The organism is Croceifilum oryzae (genome assembly GCF_030814315.1).
GTDB lineage: Bacteria > Bacillota > Bacilli > Thermoactinomycetales > Thermoactinomycetaceae > Baia > Baia oryzae.
Genome location: NZ_JAUSUV010000007.1, coordinates 33,922 through 52,198 on the forward strand (window position 1 = coordinate 33,922; position 18,277 = coordinate 52,198).

The window sequence follows — 18,277 nt, forward strand, 5'->3', positions numbered from 1 at the left end:
TGAAGTTCAAGCTTCGAGTAGGAACTGGGGGTTGTCTCGTAAGAGACATGCCATCTTGAACACATTCTTACGAGCAGCTGAATATTACGGGATGCAAGAAGTCTTTGATAAATTGTTTGCTAGAAGCAAACAGGGGAATAAGTTCCATCGTTTATACCATCTCATTATTTCGGATGCGAACATCCGGCTTGCCTATCGCATGATCAAGAGTAACAAAGGTTCGAAAACAGCAGGAACGGACGGGATTACGATTAAACATCTTGAACAATACACAGAGAAGGAGATCGTAACACTCGTACAATCTAATGTGAGGGAATACTCCCCTCAATCAGTGAAAAGGGTATGGATACCAAGGCCTGACGGAAAGAAACGTCCACTGGGGATCCCTACCATGCTGGATCGGTTGATCCAGCAGTGCATTCGGCAGATACTTGAACCTATTATGGAAGCGAAATTCCATAAACATAGCTATGGATTTCGCCCACTGCGTAGTGCTCATCATGCCTTGAGTCGATCCCACTTTCTCGTTAATGCTATAAACTGCTACTACGTAGTAGATATCGACATAGCTCGTTTCTTTGATGAAGTGAATCATAAACAATTGATGAAACAGTTATGGAACGTGGGAATTCGAGATTTGAAAGTCAGAGCTATTGTAGGGAAAATCCTTCGCGCTTCTATTGACAAAGGAGGGGTCCCTAACAAGGGAACTCCACAAGGTGGGGTTTTATCACCACTCTTAGCTAATCTGGTGCTCAACGACCTCGATCAGTGGGTGAGCTCTCAATGGGAAACATTCCCCACACGTCATATGTACACGCATAGGTGCTATGGATACCGAAGACTTAAGAAAACAAAGCTAAAATGTGGATTCATCGTCCGATATGCGGATGATGCGAAGGTGTTTACCGGATTCAAACAAGAGGCACAGAGATGGTTCTACGCGATAGAAGGATTTATAAACAAGCGCTTAAAACTAGAAATTTCACTAGAGAAATCAAAGATAGTAAATCTTAAGCGCTGTAAATCAACTTTCCTAGGGTTTGAAATCAAGGCAATCCGAAAAAGGCGTACCTACGTAGCCCGATCACATATAGCAGAAAAAGCAAGAGATAGGATCGTAGAGCAGATAAAACGAGCCATTAAGCTAGTATCAGAAAAAAGAAATCGAAAACAAGCATATAAGCTAAATGCGATCATTATGGGAGTACATAATTATTTCCAATATGCTACTTGTGTATCTACTGATTTCCACAAAATTGCCTATCGATTAAATCGCTATATGTATCAACGACTACAAGGTAAATTCATACGAGCGAAGCCATTCGGACAAGTCAGTTACACATATACATCACATTACTCGATGAACTATAAGACTTGGAAAGTAGACTCAGTGTGGATCTTCCCTATTGTGGACATCCAAATGAAAAGGTTAACAAACTTTAACCCTGAAATGAGCTTATTCGTGCCGTCGGCACGATCCAAGATTCATTCTAGATTGGATGCCAACATGCAAAGAGAAGTAGCCAGATTGATGAACAGAATCTCGGAATTCAGGTCAGTAGAGTATACAGACAATCGGTTATCGAGATATTCCATGGCAAAGGGACGATGTGAAATATCGGGTTTGCCTCTCACCGCGGAAGAGGTACACTGTCATCACGTTATTCCTCGATCATTAGGTGGGAACGACCAGTACAATAACTTGATGATCGTTCATAAGGATGTGCATAAACTGATTCACGCCACTGATAAGAACAAAGTTTTGAAAGGCCTAAGCCTATTCAAACTCAATCAAAGACAACTTGATAAACTAAATTCACTGCGTAAGAAATGTAATCTGGAGGTTATTGGTTAGTAGAAATACTAGATGGAACGCCGTATGACGGGAAACCGTCACGTACGGTGTGGAGTGGGGGAAAAGCTGGAGATGACCTCAAAAGCTTACCTATCACTATATATTGGCCTTGAAACCGAACGTCTCGTACAAAGTGCCGACGCGAAAATGCAACGGAAAATGACATGGGATTACCATCCAGATGGAAAAGTGAAGAAAACCTACGATGCAGGACTACGTACACCCGACTCACAAGTGTTTGATTATAAGCGCTTAGAGTATGCTTACGATGCAAATGGTAACTTGGTTGAGACGAAGGACCAGAGCACAGGAGCCAAACTGGATACGTACCGCATGTCCTACACATCCATGAACCAAGTAGCCAAAATCGAAGATATCTCGAAAGGCGTCGTCAAGAATAAACGAGAGTTCGAATACGACCGAAACGGAAACATCGACTCGCAAGAAGATCCGCTCACTCGTTCCATGTTCTACTATGACACCATGAACCAAGTCGAGCAACTTGCGAGTAGAGAGGCTGGTACAAAAGAGTATCAATGGACGAAGTACGAGCGTACGCCAAATGGTCAGATCTCCAAAGTAACGAAACCAAACGAGATGACCACGAGCTATACGTACTATCTCGATGCTCTACTTAAAGAGATGGAGACCAAGAAGAAAGACGGTACCACCATCCAAAAGCATGCTTTAGAATATAATGCAAACGGACACCGTACCAAGGACATCTATACCGGAATCGATGCAGATAAGAAAGCATTTAACTATACCTATACGTATCAATACGATCCACGCGATCGCCTAGTCGAGTACAACAAAACAGGTACTTCTTCTTCCAAGGAGCAGTACGTACTCGATGCGAACAGCAATATTATTTCCAAGACCAGAGATGGTGTAGCGACCAATTATCAATATGATAGAGACCGACTCATCTCGGAAACGACATCTGGTAAGACCAAGAAATACGAGTACGACTCCATAGGCCGTGTCTCTCAAATCAAAATGGATGATATTACTCAAGAAGAGTACAAATACGACGTATTTGATAACATCAAAGAGCATCAAAAACTGAGTCAGAAAACACAATATGAATACGATGCACTCGATCGTACCACGTCCAAAACGGAGAATGCAGGCACATCTTCTGCGAAGAAAATCAAATACAACTATCTTGGAACAGGTGGACAAGTCATCTCGGAAGAAGTAGATGATATCATCGCTCGTTCGTACACCTACTCTCCATGGGGTGAACGACTCTCGATGACCAAAAAGGTTGCCCAAGGTAGTGAAACATCCTACTATCTCAACAACACCGATGTCGATGTAGAGATGCTCCTAGATGAACAAGGTGACGTCCGCGCCACATATGGGTACACCCCTTATGGTGAAAACGATGACGCTCTCTTCTCAGGAGTAGACAAGCCTGATCCGAAGAATCCGAATAAGGAAATGTACAACGCGTACCGTTACTCCGGTAAGCCATGGGATCCGAATACGAAATCCTATGACCTCGGATTCCGAAACTACTTCCCAGAACAAGGTCGATATCTAACAGCAGACTCCTATACTGATTCAGAGAAGTATAGAGGACTCCTCATGGATGCACAGAATTACAATGTGTATGGATACACGGGTGGAAATCCAGTCTCCAATCATGATCCAGATGGACATGAATACCAAGGAATTTATATGGGGCTCACCGTAAGGGATTTTCTTTCATTTGCCACAGGAGGAGAAGAGAGTAAGCCTTTAGGAGCACCTTATGATCCTCGTTATCGTAAACGTGGTTACATAGTGTCTGGGACTGGTGGGAAATATGGTGGTGGAGGTAGCAGTGGTAGATCTGGTGGTGGATCTAGCAATTCGAGGAGTAAGAATGCTTACAAGCAAAAGAGGCAAACTAGTTATCCTCCATATCGAGGTAAGTTTGGAGCCGAAAGAGGATATGTAGAGGAAATGCGCTCTACGCTAACTTTGGAAGAGAAGCAAGTAGCCCAAAATATATTTGATGGTGTTCTATTTGGAATTGGGCTCTTTTTAGCCCCAGAATATGAAGCATCTAGTGGCTTTCGTTTTTGGTTATCCACTACTCGTTTTGGGAGAAGTGCTGGTAAATATATTGATAAGGTATCTGCTTCTATTGCAGGATTTTTTGGAGGGAAATCTTCTACACCAACACCTACACCAACACCTAAACTACCACTGAATCTGCAGGCTTTTAGTAAGAAACCTAAAGTGATGAGTGAAGTATCAGCATTAAAAGAAAACGCAGTTCATCATATTTTGCAAGATAAACATGCTTGGGGTCGTGTAACAAAAGATCCAAAAAACTGGGATTCAGTTGCACCTATAGTATCTAAGGTAATGGAAAAGGGAGTAGAAAGCCGCTATAAAGGTGTTAGACAAAAGTCGTTAGATATAGGAGGAGAAACCGTTGAGGTCATATTTGCTAGAACACCGGCAGGTGAAATAAAAATTGGGAATGCGTGGGTGAAGACAGAATGATGATCGAGCAAATGAAAAAAGAACTTTTAAAAGGTAATATGGAAGAGGCTAGAGAGCTTGCTTTTCAGGTTGATTTTGACGATTTACATGAATGTCTCATAGGACTGTCTCACGAAACTGGAAGTATGTTTATATATACCTTCGGATATAGCCTACTCTTGAAACAGGAAAGTGCGAAATTACATGAGCTTTTGTACGTCATGTTATCTATATCTCTCCCTTATATTGAAGGTGCTTATGAGAGCTCACTTTACCATGCGAGGAGAGCAGCTGCACTAGATCCTGATGATGTAGAGTACAAATCCTGTATCCTGCTATTTCACGAGATTCCTGATCAGCTTGTTTCCAAAGAAGAGGCTGTGGAGATAGCGAAAGAGATCATAACCGTTGATCCTACAAATTCTGCTGCTACAAAGATATTATTAAGGTATGGCATAGCGTAGATTTGCGTATCCGGTCTTCATATAAAAATGTCGTGATACACCTGACGTAAGTGCATATATATTAGGAATGCAACTACCCCAATATCTCCTTAGGGTGGTTGCATTTTTATATCCTAAAATTGCTTGAAAGGGTCATGGAAGCATACGGGCAGATCTAGAAGAGGGCAATAACCAAGTTCGACATTTGAAGCAGTGATGGCGTGGGTTGGGAAAGATTACAAATTTACTCTTGATCCGAAAGGAAACTTTATTTATTCTAGTGCAGATAAGATGAGGGCCATTCGTATGGGGTATAAGCCAAAAGAAGAGATGATCAGAGCTAACTTCACAGAAAATACTGGATCGCCTTCAGGGAGAAGAACTGAGGTGATTGTATGATTAAAATACTTTCTTTGATTAGGGATTATGAAGATTGGGGCGAGGGAGAAGATGATTTTGTAGTGCAGTATGAGTTGCAAATCGGGCTGGAGAATTCGGCGGATTATTCAAACTTTTCCTTTGATGTGATTAGCCCTAAAAGGTTAGAGAGAAGTATTTGTGATAAAGATATTGAAATTGGCTATGGACTTATGATCATGACTGATTTTAATACTAAATTGGTTGAGCATACTGTGGAGAGGCTAGTTCGTATGTCTTTTGGAAAAGATTATGACGAAACTGTATGTCAATTGTCTAGGTATTTTAGAAGAAGGATGGATAGGGACGATTAATACAGATGATACAGTAGAGGAAGTATAGAGAGTCATGCGCTGGTAAATATAGCTGTGTAAACTAAATCTGATCATTGTTATATCCGGTTTAATTGTATATATTTGATAAGCAGTCTGGAACGCAACCATCCTGATGAGACATTTGGATGGTTGTGTTTTATATAATTTAATACGTAATATTGAGGTTTTTAATTACTAGAGGCTATTTCAAAAGTACCAATTGCATGAAAAGCATATAGAATTAAGTCATGAGCAGACATAACTTAACTGAACAACAATGGCAATTAATAGAGCCATTACTACCTAAAAGAAAAAGTTATATGGGTCGACCGCCGGTCGACAATAGAAAAGTAATGAATGGAATTATTTATATCCTCAGAACAGGTTCTGCTTGGGCAGATTTACCTAAAGAATATGGCTCCCCCACTACATGCTGGAGAAGATTACGAGACTGGCAAAAAGTTGGGATATGGGAGCGAATATGGAGAAAGGTGTTACAATCTTTACACCAAAAAAAGAAAATAAATTTGGATTGCGTGTATTTAGATGGGAGTTTTGTTCGATCAGTTAAAGGCGGAAATGAAATTGGTAAAACAAAGGTTGGGAAAGGTTCAAAACTGATGATGGTAGCGGATCAAAGTGGTTTGCCTATTGGCTTACATCTTTCTAGTGCTCAGCCACACGAAGTACGTTTAGCAAAGAAAACTCTTGCGACTACGTATACCCAGTAATCGAGGGAGGTCTATTTGTCGCTTCAAAGAGTTAATAGCAGATAAAGCTTATGATAGTACTTCATTTCGGCACTTTCTTCGAAGGCGTGGAGCCAAACCTACTATTCCCGAACGAAAAAATAGGAAAAAAAGAAAAGGTCGCCCACTCGCACTGGGCAACCAGTATCGCCAACGCTGGAAAATCGAGCGTTGTTTTGCTTGGTTAGACAATAGTCGGAGACTAATTGTCCGTTATGAACGATACATTCAACATTATAAAGCATTTTGCCTCGTTGCACTAATTCTTTTATCGGTAAATCGACTTTTGAAATAGCTTCTAGTCAGAGGAGAGAAGAGTCCCTAGAAGGATATCCGACCAGAAATGGTTATGATCGAGATGAATGGCCAATGGCGATGTGTTTGGAGGGTGGACACGGCGCAGATATTCGTTATATTTCACCTGCAGACAACAGAGGGGCTGGTGCATGGGTCGGAAATTCAAGTGGAAGACTATCCGGATGGGACTCGAGTATTGTTCAAGGTTAAATAACTAATAGGCTTCGTCATAAAAATATCGCTTTATATGGTGAATGATGATTTGAAGAATTTAGAAAGATGATATACAAGATATACATTTCTTCTTGAGGTTATCTATAAATAAGCTATATACTAGAAAGGTAAATCTAAATTTATTTTAGGGAGTTATTTGGTATGATTACAGGAGAAATCAAAGCAAAAGTAGATCGGATTTGGGAGATATTCTGGACTGGAGGAGTTACAAATCCTTTGTCTGTTATTGAACAAATTACATATTTGCTTTTCATGAGAGAACTAGATAAATTACAAACGATTCGAGAGCGCAAACAGCAACTTGGAAAATCAGAGAAGATGATTTTTACAGAAGAGCAGAAACATTTGCGATGGAAGGAATTCAAAAGCTATGACCCTGAAAAAATGTTTCAGGTTGTAAGTGAAGAAGTATTTCCTTTTATTAAAAAATTAGGCGGAGATGAGAATACTTCATTTGCTAAATACATGTCTAACGCTGTTTTTTTAATTCCCACTGCAAATCTTCTTGAACGTGTTGTAACATTGCTAGATGATATTCCAATGGATGATCGAGATACAAAAGGAGATCTTTACGAGTATTTACTTTCCAAAATTTCTACTTCTGGTACAAATGGACAGTTTCGTACTCCGCGTCACATTATTCAAATGATTGTCTCTATGATGAAGCCAAAACCATCAACGGATGAAGCTATTGTTGATCCAGCAGCAGGATCAGCTGGATTTCTTATTAGTGCAACAGAATACCTTCAAGAAAGTCATTCTGAGATCCTCTATGATGAACAATTGAGAGAGCATTATAATTCATCTATGTTTTATGGATATGATACGGATAGTACCATGCTTCGAATTGGTGCAATGAATATGGTTTTACATGGTATTGAAAATCCAAATGTGGAGTATCGTGATTCGCTTTCAGAATCTAATCCTGATACTGAACGTTATACAATGATACTAGCAAATCCACCGTTTAAAGGGTCGCTTGATGAAAGTAGTGTGGCTTCTAGTTTGAAAAAGGTTGTAAAAACGAAGAAGACAGAGCTTCTTTTCTTAGCACTTTTCTTACGAATTTTAAAAACTGGTGGGCGCTGTGCTTGTATCGTTCCAGATGGTGTTCTGTTTGGTTCTTCTAATGCTCATAAACAGATTCGTAAAGAAATCATCGACAACCATCGTTTAGATGCAGTTATCTCTATGCCATCAGGTGTGTTTAAACCATATGCTGGAGTCTCCACAGCTGTCCTCATATTTACAAAAACCAATATAGGTGGCACGGATAAAGTTTGGTTCTACGATATGAAAGCAGATGGTTACTCCTTAGATGTCAAACGTATTGAATTAGATCTTAAAAACCATGAGCAAAATAACATCCCAGACATTATTCAACGCTTCTCTAATCTAGAAGGAGAAAAAGAGAGGAAAAGAACAGATCAATCTTTCTTTGTATCAGTAGATGAGATTAGAGAGAATGGTTATGACATAAGTATTAATCGCTATCAAGAAGCAGTATATGAAAAAATAAATTATGCTCCTCCAAAAGAAATTATTCAGTCTCTTAAACAGTTGGAGAAAGAGATCCAAGAGGAGCTAGAAGAGTTGGAGGAGATGTTAGGGTGAAAAATGCTTTTTTAGAAGATATTTGTCACATAGTAATAGGTAAAACACCTTTAAGAAGTCAAAAAGAATATTGGGGAAAAGGAAATAAATGGCTATCCATTTCGGATATGCAAAATAAATACATCTATGAAACTAAAGAAGAGATTACAGACAAAGGAGTAATGGATTGTAATTGTAAGTTAATACCTGAAGATACCTTATTATTAAGCTTTAAACTTAGTATTGGTAAAATGGCTTTTAATAAAGTGCCTTTATTTACTAATGAGGCGATTGTAGCCTTAACTATTAAAGATGAAAATATGCTTAATAAGCATTATTTGTATTACGCATTAAAAAGTGTTGATCTTCTTGCTAGTACTGATCGAGCAGTTAAAGGAGCAACATTAAATAAAGAAAAGCTCAGAAGAATAAAAGTACCAATTACTGATTTAATTGTTCAAGAGCGTATTGTCGGTATTTTAGACAAAGCTCAATCCCTCATCGATAAGAGAAAACAAACAATAGCTGAGTTAAATAAGCTAATAATGTCAGTCTTTTATACTTCTTTTGCTGATAATAGTCTGGCTGATAGATTTGAACTAAAAGAGTGCATAGAAATACCTTTAAATGCAGGATGGTCTCCGGTGTGTTCCCAAAACAATCAAGGCATACCGGTATTCTCTTTGGCTAACTTAACAGGAGAGGGTTTGTCTACAAAGATAACAAAGTTTTATGATGAAAATTTACCAACTAAGGGTTCTGACCTTAAAGCAGGTGATATTGTAATATCAAGATCTAATACTAGAGATTTGGTAGGTCGAGTAGGTCTTTATGAAGGGACACCCTCCCGGGTTATCTATCCTGACTTAATGATTAGGATAAGAATAAAACAAGATTATTTAAATTCTATTTACTTTTTTTACTATTTGATTAGTATTTCAAAAGTTATTCGAAATTTAGCTCATGGAAGTAATGAGAGCATGGTTAAAATTTCACAATCAAAACTTCTATCAATACCTGTTATTATTCCCCCTAAAGCTCTACAAGATAAATTTGCCGAACAAGTTCAAAACATTAAAGATCAAAAACAAAGAGTACAAGAACATCTAGAACAACTAGAACAAAACTTTGATTCCCTACTCCACCGTGCATTCACTGGACAGTTAAACATCAATGACCCTATTACAATAGGCAAATAAGAGGTGATATCATGGCATATAATTTCGATTTTATCAAAGAAGACTGGCCTCTGATTCATGAATCGGCAGTTGAAGCAGAGAAAAGTGTGTATGTTGCCCCACGTACTTCTGCTTTTTACAGTCGTCTAACCTTAGAATTTTCACTCAAGTGGTTGTTTCGAAATGATCAATCATTGCGTTTGCCTCCAAATAGAGATTTAGATAAAGAAAGCCTAAATTCTTTATTATATGTACCAGCATTTAAAAACCAATTTGATGATAGAGCGTTCAAAGATATCAATCTTATTCGACAGATTGGAAATAAAGCAGCACATAAAGAGGATGCAAAAATACGTGTCCAAAATTCATTGCTAGCATTAGAACACTTATTCCAATTTATGAAATGGATGAATCGGTCTTACAGTGCTAATCCTGTAAGACGTTTAGATTTTGACTCTAATTTATTGATTCGTGAATCGCCAGAACAAATCTTAGAAATAACCCTTACAGAGCTTGAAACTTTGGAACGAGAGCATAAAGAAAAAGAGATGAAATTAAGAGAAACAGAAGAAGAAAATCAAAAATTGAAGGCAGAAATTGAAGCAAACAAAAATAGAAATAAACAGATTGAATTTGAAGACGACGTATTTGTTGACCCAGATGGCTTTTTGGAAGCAGAAACCAGGAAATATTTTATTGATGAGATGTTAAAAGAGGCCGGATGGGACTTATCAAAACCAAATGTAAAAGAGTACTTTTTAAAGGGAGTATCTGGTCAGTCAGAATACGGTTATGCAGATTATGTGTTGTGGGATGATGATGGTAAGCCATTAGCTGTTATCGAAGCTAAGCGTACGGCTAAAAGTGCCCACAATGGAAAGAAACAAGCAGAACTCTATGCAGATGCCTTACAAAAACAGACCAGTCAACGACCTGTTATTTTTTACACAAATGGCTATGAAACATGGATTTGGGATGATCTCCGTTATCCTCCACGAGAAGTACAAGGTTTTTATACGAAAGATCAACTAAGACTCATCATCCAACGCCGTACTGGATTACAATCACTAGAACATGCAGTCATTAATACAAACATAGTGGAGAGACCTTACCAAATGGAAGCAATTCGTGCAACTCTTGATACTTTTGAAGAGAAAATGAATCGTGAAGCTTTGTTGGTAATGGCAACTGGATCGGGAAAAACAAGAACAGCAGTAGCACTAGTTGATGTTTTGATACAGGCGCATTGGGTCAAGAACGTTCTCTTTTTAGCTGATCGACGTGAGCTGGTTAAGCAAGCAAAAAATGCTTTTGTAGAACATTTGCCTCGCGTTTCTACGGTTAATTTGTTAGACAAAAAGGAGAGTAGAAAACACTGGTCAGCTCGAATAGTATTTTCTACTTATCCAACAATGGTGAACCATATTGAACAGAAAACGGCTAATAAGAGAAAGTTTGGAGTGGGTCATTTTGACTTGGTGATTATCGATGAGGCGCATCGTTCTGTATATGATAAGTACAAGGGAATTATTGAATATCTTGATGCCCTAGTAGTCGGATTGACAGCAACACCTAGGACGGACTTAGATCGTAATACGTATGAATTATTCCGTTTGGAAGACGATGTACCTACATTTGCTTATGAGTTAGATGAAGCTGTGGCTGATAATTATCTGATTCCTCCTACTAAAATTACGGTTCCTCTGAAATTTATGAAAGATGGAATTACGTACAGTAAGTTGCCCGAAGATCAAAAAGAAAGATATGAATTGGAGTTCAAGGATGAAATTACAGGGGAACTGCCTGATAAAATCGAAGCAAAAGCGTTAAATGAGTGGTTATTTAACGAGGATACGGTAGATAAAGTGTTGGAATTTTTGATGGAGTTTGGAATACGGGTAGCAGGTGGTGAGAGACTAGGCAAAACTATTATCTTTGCCAAAAATCACGACCATGCTGAATTTATTATGGAACGTTTTGATAGGTTGTTCCCTGAATATAAAAGTAAGTTTGCACAAATTATTGATTCCAAGGTAGATAAGCATGATCAGTTATTGGATGATTTCAAGAATGCATACAAAGAACCTCATATAGCAATATCTGTAGATATGTTAGATACGGGCATTGATGTTCCGGAAATTGTAAATATCGTATTTTTTAAGAAAGTATTTTCTAAAGTTAAGTTCTGGCAAATGATTGGTAGAGGGACAAGGACGTGCAAGGATTTATTTGGACCGGGCCAGCACAAAAAGGAGTTTTATTTGATGGATTTTTGTGGGAATTTGGACTTTTTTGGCCTGAATCCAGAGGGAAAAGATCCGAAGCCTATTAGATCTCTTAGTGAACAGATCTTTCAACATAAAGTTCGTATTATCTCCCTTTTACAACAAACAAAGTATCAAAGTCGCAAGCAAATGAGAGAATGGTATCAACAACTAGTTGAAGAGTGCTATCAATTGGTTTTGCAAGTGAATCTAGATCATTTTATGGTAAAGCCAAAGCGAAGATATGTTGATCCATTTCGAATTCAATCAAATTGGAATGCATTGAGTGAGAACGCAATTAGAGCCTTAATAAAGCATGTAGCCCCATTAATTAAAATGGATGAATCAGAAATTGCACTTAGATATGATCTAATGGCTTTAAAGTTGCAAATGGACAAGCTAGGTGATGACAAGAAAAGCAGTCATTTAATTAATAAGATGAGAAAAACAGCTGCTGAGATTGAGAAAAAAGGAACGATCCCAATCGTTCAACAAAATAAGAAACTACTTAGAGATTTGCAAAGAAAAGGAATGCTGGAAGGTTCAACAGTAGCAAGATTAGAAAAAATCCGTACTACAATGCGTGAGTTGGTTCAATTTATGGACAGGGAAAAAAGAGAACTAGTTTATACTGATTTTACAGATGAAATAGGAGAGTTTAAAATTGAGGAGTTTTCCAATCGACTAAAAGATGATAATCAGAATTTAAATTCTGATTATGATTTAGTTGAATATAAAGAGAAAGTAGTAAGCTTACTACAAAGCTTATCCCAGCATCCGACTGTACAAAAGTTGAGAAGAAATCAATTAGTTACCAAAGGAGATCTATGTGATTTAGGTATAGATCTATTTTCAGAAGACGAAAGTTTAAAAGAACGATATGTTGAAGCTTATGGTGAAGAACCACTAGGTGTACTTGTACGTAGGACACTTGGGATGGATGTAGTATTTATTCGGAAAGAATTTGCTGATTTATTTTCACAATTCGATGCGTCGTCACAACAAATCCGATTTCTTGAAATGATCCTCAAATATTTTGAAACAAACGGTGCAATGTCTCCAGACAAATTATTGGATTCTCCTTTTACTGATTTAAATGATGAGGGGATTTTTGGGTTGTTTGATGAGAAATTAGCAAATCGTATCATCTCAATTGTACACTCCATTAATGAGAGAGCAAAAAGATAGTGTGAATTTTTAGAGGAAGGCATCTTATGATAGTAAAAAGCCTCCAAAGACAGTAGACACCGAAGTTTATGGAGGTCATCGGATTTGCACTATACAAGATAGGTATTTACTCCTATCTTGTATAAATTAATCAACCACTACGGATACGAGTCCTTTTACCAACTTCCGTTGTTCTGGAGAAAGAATCCGGTCTCCCCACTGTAGAGCCTCTGCATTTTCCAACACTCTCTGTAGATCTACCATAGGTAGTGTTTCTGTGTCTAGATGGGGGGAAGGTGTGGAGGTTACTCCTAAAATGAAGTCGGTGCTGGTATTTAAAACTCTTGATAGGTTAACAAGTTGGATAGGTGTGGGCAAAGTGGCTCCAGTTTCAAGATTGGTTACCACTTGCCAAGATACCTCGATTTGAGTAGCTAGATCTTTTCTTTTCCAGCCTTTGGTTTTTCGCAACAATACAATTCGTTCTCCGACTGCTGTCTTATCCATTGTTTTTTCCACATAAACACATCCTAATGACATATTTAAAAATCATCTTAATATATTGATCTAATTATAGTATCATTGAGTAATAAGATCAATAGAATATGGTCGGATAAATCCAAGCTTTGCGAGTTAATTGAACGTATAAAGACTAACCTTTGTAGTGTTATCTAATGTCATTAAGTGCGTGATCAATCCGTGATCATTTGGCTATTTTTAAGCGGATTCCATTTATCTACAATCGTCAAACCCTATATGTAGTAAAGGATTCAGCGATTGCAGATAATAGAGATATGAAAAAGGCACTCTGACTACGGATCAGAAGGTCGAGAGTTCGAATCTTTCAGGGCACGCCAAATGAATGAAACCCCGCTTACGCCAGGATCCCTTGGTACAAGCGGGGTTTCGCTATGTGTAGTTAAAAGAATAGACTGTAAACTCTTTTTCATTTCCCTTTTTCTGGATAGGTGTGCTATTTAGTGTTATCTAATTCGATCTAATGTTAGAAGTGCGTGATCATTTCGTGATCAAGAGTGTGATCGAACCCGTGATCAGTTTGGTGATCAGTCAGAAGGTCATCATGCTTATTTTGTATAGAGAAATCAAAAACAGCCCTGATTACAGGGCTCAAGTGTGTCTGTTATGCGTCTGAATTCATATCTATGGAGTAATCTTGATGAACTGTTTTGAGTACTCAGCACGTTTTTCTGTGTTGTTAATAAAGGGCTCAATGATTTTTTGGTCCATGCACTGTTCTCTGTGATTTCGTTTAACTTGACTCCAAAGTATTGCTCTATTGCTGAACGAGTGAGGTCCACTGTGTGGAGTTTGTTTTGAAGTGGAATTCGATGTGTACCTTATTGAAACTACCTACACGAAGATAGCGGGGTGGATTGGACATCAGATTTTTTGTAATGGCATCGTTTGTACCCCAGTATTCTTCGTATTTCTTTTTATCTTTTTTGCCTTCTTTATATGTAATGGTTAAGGTGTCATTTTCGATTTTAACCTTATTGAGAAATGGACAGCCACCAATCTCAGCTTTAATTTTCTCGATGAGTTGTTTGTCAGAACTTTTCCACCTTCGGAATAGTAGAAGCCTCGACTTGAGCTGGAGGAGTATGCTCTTAACGTATATAATCGTTAAAATGCTGGCTGGTCCCCTAAGTTTGCCTCTCCTGTACTGACACAGTTTTTCTTTCTGCTACCTCTCTTCTCTATCAAATGTCCCGATCTCTCCTAGCCCCACAGTCCGGCCCTCTGTTTGATTGAGCCTCAACACTTGGTAAATAGCTTTTTACGATTTGATTATAGATATATTGTACATACTATGTTATAATTACAGATTTGATAATTTTAAAAGAATGTGTTATCCTGAGTACATAGAGGTGAGGATATGTTTCAAGTCGGTGATCGATGTGTGTATCCATTGCATGGAGTCTTCAGTGTAGAAGCAATCGAGGAACGAGAGTTTTTAGGGGCGAGCCAACTGTATTACATTCTAAAAGAGACGGTTAAATCACTCAATGGAATGTGCCTGATGATTCCCGTCAAGATGAAAAGTGAGAAAAAGGTTCGTCTAATTGTAGATACAGTGACGATGAAACATGTGTTATTGACTCTTTTTAGTCATGAAACAGACCGATCCATTTCGTGGCGTGAAAGATCTCGTATTAATACAGAGAAAATGGGAAGTGGAGACATTTACCAAGAAACGGAAGTCATTCGTGATTTGACTCGATTAAATGAAATTAAAAAATTAGGAATGGCTGAAAAGGATATGCTCCAAAATGCCATACACGCTCTGATGAGTGAACTCGCTTTAGTCAACAACATAAATGAAGAACAGGCAAGTGATCTTCTTCAACGCACGATCAATGAACACTAAGAAATGTTCTGTCATACAATTCGATCTCCATGATATCCATCCATCGCAGAGCAGGGCCATCGTTTTATCAAAAGGAAAATGCGGTCCATGATGGGTTCAAGTCGTTTCGAATTTTCATCTTTCTTACTTTTCGCACCAGAACCAATTTGAGAAATGACAGTTTGTATAAGTGTGCTTTGTCACTTTCGTTTCTCAGATATTTTACCTACGTAAAAACCACACTAAATATAATAGTTTTATAAAAAAATACATACTTGTTTCATGAGTTGTTTCCTCTAATATATGATATGGACAGAGTTGAACTTGGAGGTAAAAAAATTGAAGTCTCGTTTTGATGTATTTAATGCTAATGAACTCGAAGCCCTGCAACAAGCTATGTACCTGTTTTTAAGAGATACAGACTCCAGAAAATCACTTGGTGTTGCTGGTACTCTTCATGCAGAGCTTTTTGTTGCTAGAGCTGAATCAATAGCAAAAAATGAGAGCCGCTGTTAAATTAGCAACTCTCATTTTTTTACAGGAAAAGACAATATGGAGAAAGAACTATACAACTCTTTCTCTTTCCTATGTAGCTACTGGAATATTGGTTCGATTATGATGCTACTACGATTTCTCTGGAAAAACTATTTCATGATTCTCAACTTTCATAACTGTACAACCCCGTGAATCCTCAAGGATGATCTCTGCATAAGTTTCTTTTTTTAAAATTACATATCGAATGGCTTCATCTTCTCCTACAATCTTAATATGTGGTAGACGATTAATACCATTAGAACAATGAGCCTTGAATATTTCAGCCATTATTTTCACTCCCTTCTTATGTGATCATTTGCTTCCTATCTAAGTATAAATCACTATTCCCCTATTTTGGGTATGGCAACCATCGAGCAGAAAAGAGAGTAGAACTCGAACCGTTCTGGGCAGGTCGCATGAATGATGAAGAGTGGATTAAGTCTGGAAAAAGAGCTTGTTGTTTTGCAAACAACAAGGAGGATGATATCGTGACGGTCAAGAGAACAGATGAGCAAGTTGAAAAGCTACTAGATCATATTGCGAAAATACTGGATGTCTCAAAAAGGAAAGCATACGAAGTGATGGAGTATCGAGACGCTGGATCAGAAGGTGGCTGTTGAGAAGGATAAAACGGAGAAGAACTTGGAGAAGCAACAACCCATTAAAGAAAATTCGGGTCCAAATAGTGTAGTAGGAGCGAACCTATTTAAGGGGAATTTTGCTTATAGCTTTACACCGTTTAAACATGCTATCAAAGGGTTTTCTACTTATGCGACTCTTACCTATAACAGCTTGAATGATCAATCGACTATCATGGGCAAAGATTGGTCACTTGATACTAACTCGATGATGAGGTATTGGTGCACCCATGAGCAATGTTGCTCAGATTGAGACAAAAACGGATAAAATCGTATCTGGATCCGTTGTTTTGATCGATGATGAAGGTAGTAGTTACACCTTTACCTACGATAAAAATAAGAAGAAGTTTGTGCCGCCATCTGGAACGAATCTAACATTACAATACCAGAGTGGTAAAAGTGGAAGTATCGAACAACGGAAGTGGATTGTTTCTGGATCTGATCAGCAAAATATTACTTTAACCGGGACGGTTACGTAACGGAAGTAGTAGATCGGAATGGTAATAAAATCAAACTTTTACCTATGAAAAGAAAAAGATTGATAACAAAGATACGCATGTATTGAAATATATGACTGACACATCTGGTCGCCAAGTTTTAACTTTTACTTATACATCTAAGAATCAACTTCAATACATCGATGATTTAGTAGGTGGACGAACGGCTCTTACCTATCGAAAACTTCTTCGTCTTATAAAGAAAAAGACTGGATTGTTCCGCGCCCATTTTTGTGAATGTTTGCAGTTAATGATTAATAAGTATTATTTTTTATATTATAATAATTTTATTATGTATGATTAGATTGTATCAAATTGTATCACTTTATCAATATTAGCTGAGAATGATGTCGTAATCGTTCTTTATTGATAAAACAGCCGTCTAATTATAGAATAAAAAGAAAATTAAGGGGAGTGGATATATATAAAACGTTTTAGGTGGTTAGTTATTATTGCGATCTCGATCGTTACTTTTGGGTTTTTAGAGTATAAGGGGATCATATGGCATAATGCGTTGTTTGCAGTAGGATATGAAATGAAAGGTTTAGATGTATCACACCACCAAGGACGCATTAATTGGAAAGTAGTCCAAGAAGACGATGATTTTAAATTTGTATACATGAAAGCGACGGAAGGTGATGATTTTATCGACCCCCAATTTGAATACAATTGGGTAGAGGCAAAAAAATATGGATTCTTAACAGGGGCATATCACTTTTTTTCCATGGGGAGTTCTGGAGAAGAACAAGCGATCCATTTCATCAAAACGGTACCTAAGCAGCTGGATAGTTTGCCACCAGTCATCGATGTGGAGATCCATTTAGAACATGATCCAGATAAGGTAAGAAAAGAGCTAAGGGAACTAGCACTTAGAATGGAGCAAGAGTATAAGACGAAGCCTATCTTATATGTTACTTATGATACATATCATACCTATATCAACGGTCACTTGAATGAGTTTGATATTTGGATTAGAGATATCTTCAAATTCCCTACACTTGGTAGCCAAAAGTGGGCATTTTGGCAATACAGTAATAGAGGGAGGGTTAGTGGGATTGATCGTTATGTAGACATCAATGTATTTAGTGGAACCTCGGAACAATTTAAACAGCGATTTAAGTGATCGAAAGTGGATTCATTCTCCTGACGAGAATGAGTTCGCTTTTTTATAACGCTCCATATAAATTGATAGCTTATCAAGATTCCCGATATGTTAACTTCTTGGAATAAATACGAAATTAGATC

Annotated in this window: 18 protein-coding genes, 1 tRNA gene and 1 pseudogene; 18 read left to right on the plus strand and 2 right to left on the minus strand. The window is 37.9% G+C overall.

Translation table 11 applies throughout. The features are described from left to right. Window positions 1-31 precede the first annotated feature (31 nt). From ltrA to J2Z48_RS08785, 10 genes and pseudogenes are all read left to right on the plus strand, one after another. Window positions 32-1,858, plus strand: a complete 1,827-nt coding sequence (ltrA, locus tag J2Z48_RS08745) for a group II intron reverse transcriptase/maturase (RefSeq protein WP_307252743.1) — start codon at window positions 32-34, stop codon at window positions 1,856-1,858. Between the two features lie 12 nt (window positions 1,859-1,870). Beyond that, window positions 1,871-4,360 carry an RHS repeat-associated core domain-containing protein gene (locus J2Z48_RS08750; RefSeq protein WP_307252745.1) on the plus strand — a complete coding sequence of 830 codons (2,490 nt, stop codon included), beginning with the start codon at window positions 1,871-1,873 and terminating at the stop codon, window positions 4,358-4,360. 11 nt (window positions 4,361-4,371) lie between these two features. Further along, window positions 4,372-4,803 carry a hypothetical protein gene (locus J2Z48_RS08755; RefSeq protein ID WP_143187885.1) on the plus strand — a complete coding sequence of 144 codons (432 nt, stop codon included), beginning with the start codon at window positions 4,372-4,374 and terminating at the stop codon, window positions 4,801-4,803. A 374-nt stretch (window positions 4,804-5,177) separates the two neighbouring features. Further along, entirely contained in the window at window positions 5,178-5,513 is a 336-nt protein-coding gene (locus J2Z48_RS08760; protein WP_307252746.1) for an Imm8 family immunity protein, read from the plus strand. 248 nt (window positions 5,514-5,761) lie between these two features. Then, window positions 5,762-6,244: an IS5 family transposase gene (locus J2Z48_RS08765; protein WP_307252747.1), complete on the plus strand. Its 483-nt coding sequence runs from the start codon at window positions 5,762-5,764 to the stop codon at window positions 6,242-6,244. Beyond that, a complete protein-coding gene (locus J2Z48_RS15745; RefSeq protein ID WP_370872917.1) occupies window positions 6,222-6,557 on the plus strand; it encodes a transposase in 336 nt (111 codons plus the stop codon). Before J2Z48_RS08765 ends, J2Z48_RS15745 begins: the two co-directional genes overlap by 23 nt. Before the next feature lie 2 nt (window positions 6,558-6,559). After that, window positions 6,560-6,773, plus strand: a pseudogene (gene nucB, locus J2Z48_RS08770) (sporulation-specific Dnase NucB); the annotation flags it as partial. 161 nt (window positions 6,774-6,934) lie between these two features. Next, complete coding sequence (locus tag J2Z48_RS08775) at window positions 6,935-8,407, plus strand: type I restriction-modification system subunit M (protein WP_307252748.1); 1,473 nt, start codon at window positions 6,935-6,937, stop codon at window positions 8,405-8,407. Then, complete coding sequence (locus tag J2Z48_RS08780) at window positions 8,404-9,585, plus strand: restriction endonuclease subunit S (protein WP_307252750.1); 1,182 nt, start codon at window positions 8,404-8,406, stop codon at window positions 9,583-9,585. The genes J2Z48_RS08775 and J2Z48_RS08780 overlap by 4 nt, the downstream gene beginning before the upstream one ends. An 11-nt stretch (window positions 9,586-9,596) precedes the next feature. Continuing rightward, window positions 9,597-13,016: a DEAD/DEAH box helicase family protein gene (locus tag J2Z48_RS08785; protein WP_307252752.1), complete on the plus strand. Its 3,420-nt coding sequence runs from the start codon at window positions 9,597-9,599 to the stop codon at window positions 13,014-13,016. Between the two features lie 126 nt (window positions 13,017-13,142). On the opposite strand, the gene J2Z48_RS08790 is transcribed toward J2Z48_RS08785, so the two are convergent. Next, on the minus strand, window positions 13,143-13,514 hold the full coding sequence (locus tag J2Z48_RS08790; RefSeq protein ID WP_307252754.1) for a helix-turn-helix domain-containing protein: 372 nt from the start codon (window positions 13,512-13,514) through the stop codon (window positions 13,143-13,145). 269 nt (window positions 13,515-13,783) lie between these two features. Here J2Z48_RS08790 and J2Z48_RS08795 point away from each other — a divergent pair. The 3 genes from J2Z48_RS08795 (at window position 13,784) to J2Z48_RS08805 (ending at window position 15,879) form a co-directional block, all read left to right on the plus strand. Further along, window positions 13,784-13,852, plus strand: a tRNA-OTHER gene (locus J2Z48_RS08795). A gap of 1,040 nt (window positions 13,853-14,892) precedes the next feature. Continuing rightward, window positions 14,893-15,384 carry a CarD family transcriptional regulator gene (locus J2Z48_RS08800; protein ID WP_307252755.1) on the plus strand — a complete coding sequence of 164 codons (492 nt, stop codon included), beginning with the start codon at window positions 14,893-14,895 and terminating at the stop codon, window positions 15,382-15,384. A gap of 318 nt (window positions 15,385-15,702) precedes the next feature. Then, window positions 15,703-15,879 (plus strand): hypothetical protein, encoded by a 177-nt coding sequence (locus tag J2Z48_RS08805; RefSeq protein ID WP_307252756.1) that lies wholly within the window; start codon window positions 15,703-15,705, stop codon window positions 15,877-15,879. Window positions 15,880-15,987: 108 nt separating this feature from the next. Here the strand turns inward: J2Z48_RS08805 and J2Z48_RS08810 are convergent, their stop codons facing one another. Beyond that, window positions 15,988-16,185, minus strand: a complete 198-nt coding sequence (locus J2Z48_RS08810) for a hypothetical protein (RefSeq protein WP_307252757.1) — start codon at window positions 16,183-16,185, stop codon at window positions 15,988-15,990. Window positions 16,186-16,385: 200 nt separating this feature from the next. Here J2Z48_RS08810 and J2Z48_RS08815 point away from each other — a divergent pair, with 200 nt between their 5' ends. The 5 genes from J2Z48_RS08815 (at window position 16,386) to J2Z48_RS08835 (ending at window position 18,155) form a co-directional block, all read left to right on the plus strand. After that, a complete protein-coding gene (locus J2Z48_RS08815; RefSeq protein ID WP_307252758.1) occupies window positions 16,386-16,517 on the plus strand; it encodes a hypothetical protein in 132 nt (43 codons plus the stop codon). After that, the gene (locus J2Z48_RS08820; protein ID WP_307252759.1) at window positions 16,507-16,788 is read left to right on the plus strand and encodes a hypothetical protein; all 282 of its coding nucleotides are present in this window, start codon (window positions 16,507-16,509) and stop codon (window positions 16,786-16,788) included. Before J2Z48_RS08815 ends, J2Z48_RS08820 begins: the two co-directional genes overlap by 11 nt. Next, window positions 16,766-17,014, plus strand: a complete 249-nt coding sequence (locus tag J2Z48_RS08825) for a hypothetical protein (protein WP_307252760.1) — start codon at window positions 16,766-16,768, stop codon at window positions 17,012-17,014. Before J2Z48_RS08820 ends, J2Z48_RS08825 begins: the two co-directional genes overlap by 23 nt. An 82-nt stretch (window positions 17,015-17,096) precedes the next feature. Beyond that, the gene (locus tag J2Z48_RS08830) at window positions 17,097-17,336 is read left to right on the plus strand and encodes a hypothetical protein (RefSeq protein WP_307252761.1); all 240 of its coding nucleotides are present in this window, start codon (window positions 17,097-17,099) and stop codon (window positions 17,334-17,336) included. A gap of 231 nt (window positions 17,337-17,567) precedes the next feature. Next, window positions 17,568-18,155, plus strand: a complete 588-nt coding sequence (locus tag J2Z48_RS08835; RefSeq protein ID WP_307252762.1) for a GH25 family lysozyme — start codon at window positions 17,568-17,570, stop codon at window positions 18,153-18,155. The last annotated feature ends 122 nt before the right edge of the window (window positions 18,156-18,277 follow it).

Coding starts and splice junctions, on each gene's coding strand:
- J2Z48_RS08750 (WP_307252745.1), top strand. CDS start 1,871: ATGGAACGCCGTATGACGGGAAACCGTCACGTACGGTGTGGAGTGGGG.
- J2Z48_RS08755 (WP_143187885.1), top strand. CDS start 4,372: ATGAAAAAAGAACTTTTAAAAGGTAATATGGAAGAGGCTAGAGAGCTT.
- J2Z48_RS08760 (WP_307252746.1), top strand. CDS start 5,178: ATGATTAAAATACTTTCTTTGATTAGGGATTATGAAGATTGGGGCGAG.
- J2Z48_RS08765 (WP_307252747.1), top strand. CDS start 5,762: ATGAGCAGACATAACTTAACTGAACAACAATGGCAATTAATAGAGCCA.
- J2Z48_RS08775 (WP_307252748.1), top strand. CDS start 6,935: ATGATTACAGGAGAAATCAAAGCAAAAGTAGATCGGATTTGGGAGATA.
- J2Z48_RS08785 (WP_307252752.1), top strand. CDS start 9,597: ATGGCATATAATTTCGATTTTATCAAAGAAGACTGGCCTCTGATTCAT.
- J2Z48_RS08800 (WP_307252755.1), top strand. CDS start 14,893: ATGTTTCAAGTCGGTGATCGATGTGTGTATCCATTGCATGGAGTCTTC.
- J2Z48_RS08810 (WP_307252757.1), bottom strand. CDS start 16,185: ATGGCTGAAATATTCAAGGCTCATTGTTCTAATGGTATTAATCGTCTA.
- J2Z48_RS08825 (WP_307252760.1), top strand. CDS start 16,766: ATGAGCAATGTTGCTCAGATTGAGACAAAAACGGATAAAATCGTATCT.
- J2Z48_RS08835 (WP_307252762.1), top strand. CDS start 17,568: ATGAAAGGTTTAGATGTATCACACCACCAAGGACGCATTAATTGGAAA.